General features: G+C 73.3%; 4 protein-coding genes. All 4 read left to right on the forward strand.

What is annotated here, in order from left to right:
• Positions 1 to 223: 223 nt before the first annotated feature.
• The 4 genes from C6N75_RS26615 (at position 224) to C6N75_RS26625 (ending at position 2,631) form a co-directional block, all read left to right on the forward strand.
• Positions 224 to 709, forward strand: coding sequence for a hypothetical protein (locus C6N75_RS26615; RefSeq protein ID WP_105871426.1), 486 nt, complete (start codon positions 224 to 226; stop codon positions 707 to 709).
• 104 nt (positions 710 to 813) lie between these two features.
• Complete coding sequence (locus tag C6N75_RS30965) at positions 814 to 954, forward strand: hypothetical protein (protein ID WP_181160627.1); 141 nt, start codon at positions 814 to 816, stop codon at positions 952 to 954.
• 175 nt (positions 955 to 1,129) lie between these two features.
• The gene (locus tag C6N75_RS26620) at positions 1,130 to 1,744 is read left to right on the forward strand and encodes a hypothetical protein (RefSeq protein WP_146132686.1); all 615 of its coding nucleotides are present in this window, start codon (positions 1,130 to 1,132) and stop codon (positions 1,742 to 1,744) included.
• A gap of 89 nt (positions 1,745 to 1,833) precedes the next feature.
• Positions 1,834 to 2,631 (forward strand): hypothetical protein, encoded by a 798-nt coding sequence (locus C6N75_RS26625; RefSeq protein WP_105871428.1) that lies wholly within the window; start codon positions 1,834 to 1,836, stop codon positions 2,629 to 2,631.
• Positions 2,632 to 2,706 lie beyond the last annotated feature (75 nt).

The raw sequence follows: 2,706 nt of genomic DNA on the forward strand, positions 1-2,706 counted from the left end.
GTCCGGGCCCGCATCACCCGCTGAACCCCGGCTGGGGCGCACCGCACCCCCCGGTGCGCCCCAGCCGGCCCCGGGACCCCCGCGCGCGCGTGGGACGGTCTCACGGGTTCCACGAACGTCCCTTTGCGCTGGTCACAGCGTTGTCCCCTCGTCGCACGGTTGACCCCGTTCGGGTCCCGTCCGGGGGAGTTCCGTCCCTGCCTTGCACCCTTCTGGAGTCCTCGTGTTCTTCGCTGCCCCCGTACCGTCCACCATCGGTGAGTTCCGTCTGTCCGACCCCCGTGAGGCGACGTTCGCCGCGTACTCGGTCCACGCGTCCCCGGTCTCGGCTGTCGTCCCCGGTATGGAGTCCCGCCCCATGTCCGGCGGTCTGCTGCGCGCCCAGTTGGTCAACGCCCGGCAGTGCGGCGGCTCGATCGTCCTGGACGACCTGAGCGGCACCGTGGCGTTCACCTACGCGTCCGGCACCTTCCACCGCATGGTGCAGGTGGCCACGCCGCTCACCTCGTCCATCCCCCTGTGCGGGACGTGCGACCAGTGGGAGAGCGAGCACCGCAACCCGAACGCTGCGGCGTGCGACCGGTTCGACGTCGACCCCCGTCCGGGCACGGCCGCGAACCCCCTGTGCCTCCGTGAGGAGTGCGGCGGCTACCCGCGTACGCACCACGGGCGCCCCTTCACGGTGGCGTGCCACTCCTTCGAGGGCTGACGGCCGGTCGTCCGGCGTGTCCGCATCGAGCCGCGGCGCCCTGTCGCGGCCCGGTGCGGGGATGCACGAGCGCCCCGCCCGCCTATGACCCTTCGGAGGTCTGCATGTCCAGCACCACCCCTGACGACCGCGAGCGCCCCGTGACCCGACGGGAGTTCCGCGCCGCCCTGCTCATGGTCTGCGCCGCTCTCGCCGCCACGGCCCTCGCGATCTTCCTCCTCCTGGTCCTGGAGATCAGGGGCTGATCCGTCCGCCGGCCGGGGTGCGCTCTCCCGCCGCCCCGGCCCGCTTCCCCGCTTCCGCTGCTCCCCGCTCTCGTCCGCGCCGCCGCCCCGTCTCGGCCGTGTGCAGGACGCGCCGTAAGCGAGTCCGCCGGGCCATCATCCGCGCCCGTGCCCCACTGAACCTCTGGAGTTCCCCGTGCCCAGCCTTCCCGTGTCCGCGCTGCCGTACATCCCGTCCGTGTTCTCCCCGGGTGACCGCCTCGACTTCGCGGGTGAGTTCGCGACCCGCGACGACAAGGGCCGCTGGATATGCGACCGGCCGGAGTGCCCCCACGGCCTCACGGACGCGGACGTGCGGCGCCTGTACACCGACACGGAGTCCCTGACCCGCTTCGGCCTGCCGCTACTCGCCCCGGGGGAGGTCTCGGAGGACGAGCCGCTTCCCGGCCGTGCGGTCGCCACGGGCGAAGCGCCGTTCGAGCGGGACCGGCCGTACCTGATGTGCGGCAACCTGCTGGGCTACTTCCACCCCATCATCGAGATGGACCCGGGCCCGTGGGGGACCGCCCAGGGTGCGACGACGTTCGACGGCCCCAAGCGCCCGGGGGAGCACGAGATGACGCTTACGGCCACGGGCGTGGTGTGGGCCCGTACGCCGTCGCGGTTCGGTGGCCACCTGGTCACGTACGCGTTCATCCCGGCCGAGCTGCCGTCCGGTGACGACCTGGTGGACCTGATGTCGGTCGCCGTACTCCGCGCTGCCTTCCCCGCCGACGTCTACGTGCCGCGCGTTCCCCGCCACGCCTTCTGAGCACGGCCCCGGCGGGGGCGTACTGCCCGCGTGCGCCCCCGCCGGCCCGCTCCCCTTCCTGCCCCGCTGACTCCCGGAGGACTCCCGCCATGACCACCGCCGTCGCCACCAACTACCGCACGCCCCTGATGACCTTCCGCGCCGCCGTACACCGTGTCCGGCAGTCCCCGGAGCCGTCGACCCTCGCTGAGCTGTCCCGCGCCGCCCTGGCGCTCCCTGGGGGCCCGCGCGGCACGGTCACGGACGACGAGAAGTACGTGGGCCTGCTCCGGACCCTGGAGTTCGCCGAGGAGTCGCAGGTCTTCCCCAGCATCGACCACATGGTGACCACCGTGGGAGACCTGGCCCGGATGACGCCGAGCTGGTTCCGCCCGCACGAGCCGGAGGGTACGGCGGACGTGGTCCGGCTCCTGGCCCTGTGCCACGAGCGGCAGCCCGACATGGAGTCCAGCCCGTTGAGCCCGTGGACCCGCGCGGCCGAGGCGGGGACGCGACTGCTCGGGATCATTCTGCGGCGGACGAACGCGCGGCCGGCTGAGGCCCTGATGGTGCGCACCGCCGAGGAGTTCGCCGCGCGGATGCGGGCCGCCGTCGCTCACGCTGCGGTCGCCACGGCCACCCACTTCGCGGAGTACGCCGCGCGGGCCTACGGCCTGTTCCCCATCGGGGGCCGCATCGCCCGGATGAACGGCGGCTACGTCGAGTGGTCCCGCGTCTTCGGCACGCGCCGGTACACCTTCGAGCTGGTCGAAGGCGGGTGGCTCGAAGGCTTCCCCCACGGGCGCGTGACCGTCCGGCGGACCGGTTCGTACGAGGTCTTCCGCACGTTCGCGCTGACCGCCCGTACCCGGCGCAAGGACACCGACCGCTTCACCGACTCCCTGTGACCCGCCCGGCGGGGGCGTGCGCTCCGTGCGCCCCCCGCCGGGCGGGTCACAGGGAGTCGGTGAAGCGGTCGGTGT

Source organism: Streptomyces solincola (assembly GCF_002982015.1).
Lineage (GTDB): Bacteria > Actinomycetota > Actinomycetes > Streptomycetales > Streptomycetaceae > Streptomyces > Streptomyces solincola.

Coding starts and splice junctions, on each gene's coding strand:
- C6N75_RS30965 (WP_181160627.1), top strand. CDS start 814: ATGTCCAGCACCACCCCTGACGACCGCGAGCGCCCCGTGACCCGACGG.
- C6N75_RS26625 (WP_105871428.1), top strand. CDS start 1,834: ATGACCACCGCCGTCGCCACCAACTACCGCACGCCCCTGATGACCTTC.